The organism is Rathayibacter sp. AY1B4 (assembly GCF_002932815.1).
GTDB lineage: Bacteria > Actinomycetota > Actinomycetes > Actinomycetales > Microbacteriaceae > Rathayibacter.
Genome location: NZ_PSWN01000054.1, coordinates 1 through 1,740, shown reverse-complemented (window position 1 = coordinate 1,740; position 1,740 = coordinate 1). Strand labels below are relative to the sequence as shown.

The following is a 1,740-nucleotide window of genomic DNA, read 5'->3' as shown; positions in this document are numbered from 1 at the left end:
ATCCCGGCCTCACCGAGCCGCGCGTCCGCCTCCCGCCCCGTCGCTCCCCGCGCCGCCGAGCCCGCCCGGGCCCGCGGCCTCAGCCGCCGCGCCCTGGCCTTCGGCACCTTCTCGGTGGTCGGCGGCCTCTTCGCCACGGCCGCGATCCCCGCGTACGGCGCCCGCAGCTCCTCCGCCACCGCGACCGGCCGCGCCGCCGCGAACCGGGTCGGCCTCCAGAACCTCACCGTCTCCTCCGACGCCGCCGGCCAGACCGCCGTCCGCGACGCCTTCGCCGCACCGACCCAGGCGCAGCTCGACGAGGCCAGCCGCCAGGCGGCCGTGCTCTCCGGATCCAACGGCGGAGAGTTCTCGACCGTGCAGACCCGCGCGGTCGGCGACGACTACCCGTGGCCCTACGAGACGATCGACGACGACGGCGGCGGACTCTCGCCCCTCGGCTACTACTACCGCGAGTGCGTCGACTTCGTGGCCTGGCGCCTCAACCGCGACGCCGGTCGCACCTCCGCGCCGTGGAAGTACACGTGGGGGAACATCACCCCGCTCGGCGGCAGCGCCTACGAGTGGCCGGACAACTGGGCCGCGAAGGGCTGGGCGACCAGCAGCGTCCCGATCGTCGGCTGCGTCGCGTGGTGGACCTACAACCACGTCTCGTACGTGCAGAAGGTCAACGACGACGGCACCGTGCTCCTCGAGGAGTACAACTACGGCGGGAAGCACAGCTACGTCACCCGCACCTTCCCCACCGCGCAGGTCCCGCTCTTCCTGTACCCGCCGGTCCTGTAGGGGGCCTGTTCCCGTCGCGCCTCGGCGGGCGGTGTGTCGCGATCCGTCCCCAGCGGACGCCGACGGGCGAGGGGGTGCGATCCCGCGTCAGCCGAGCGCGGTGAGGAGGATCGCGAAGGCGGGCGTCGTCGGATCGACGAGCGCCATGTGGTCGGCGTCGGCGAGCTCGTGCAGCTGCACGGCGAGATGCCGGTCGGCGTATCGGCGGCTGTAGGCGACGGGGACGTCCTCGTCGAGCACGCCGTGGATCAGCGTGGTCGGCTGCGGCGGCGCGGGCAGCTGCGCGGGGTCGGCGCCCGGGAGCAGCGCGAGGTCGCCGCCGAGGAGCTCGCCCACGGCGTCGTCGCTGAGGCGGTCGGCGGAGGCGGCGGCCAGGTCGAGCACGCCCGCCAGCGCCACCACGGCCGCGACGTGCGGCGACGGACGGGCGGCCTGCGACCAGACGGCGAGGTGGCCGCCGGCGGAGTGGCCGACGAGGGTGACCGGTCCGGCGCCGGGCAGCAGCGCCGGGAGCGCCGCGAGCACGGCCAGGACGTCGTCGCCGGTGCCCGGCCAGCCGCCTCCCGTGTCGCCCGTGCGCCGGTACTCGGGGAGGAGCACGTCGTGCCCGCGGTCGGCCAGCGCCGCCGCGAGCGGCCGGGCGTGCCGCCGGTCCCACCGCGCGCGCCAGAATCCGCCGTGCACGAGCACGACCGGCCGGTGCGCCTCGCCGGGCGCCCCGCGGAAGACGTCCGCGATCTGCTCCGGAGCCTCCCCGTACCGGCGCACCTCGTCCGGCTCGCGCCCCTCCGACTGCTGCATCCCCCCAGTACCTCCCCGCGAGACGCCACGTCGGTGCGCCCGGCACGGCGTGTCGCGTACCGGAGCGGCATCCCGCGGAGAGGGAGGGGACCGCGTCAGGACTCGAACCAGCCCCGGGGGTGGTGGTCGGCCGTGAGGGACGTGGGCGGCCGG

The 1,740-nt window shown here is 76.1% G+C and carries 2 protein-coding genes; one reads left to right on the top strand and one right to left on the bottom strand.

Features of this window, described 5'->3' with window-relative positions; all coding sequences use genetic code 11:
* Positions 1-786: CHAP domain-containing protein (locus C5D66_RS16675; protein WP_104327013.1), on the top strand; the 786-nt coding region annotated here is incomplete at its 5' end.
* 87 nt (positions 787-873) lie between these two features.
* On the opposite strand, the gene C5D66_RS16970 is transcribed toward C5D66_RS16675, so the two are convergent.
* Positions 874-1,587 (bottom strand): alpha/beta hydrolase, encoded by a 714-nt coding sequence (locus C5D66_RS16970; protein ID WP_146083234.1) that lies wholly within the window; start codon positions 1,585-1,587, stop codon positions 874-876.
* Between the last annotated feature and the right edge of the window lie 153 nt (positions 1,588-1,740).

Coding starts and splice junctions, on each gene's coding strand:
- C5D66_RS16970 (WP_146083234.1), bottom strand. CDS start 1,587: ATGCAGCAGTCGGAGGGGCGCGAGCCGGACGAGGTGCGCCGGTACGGG.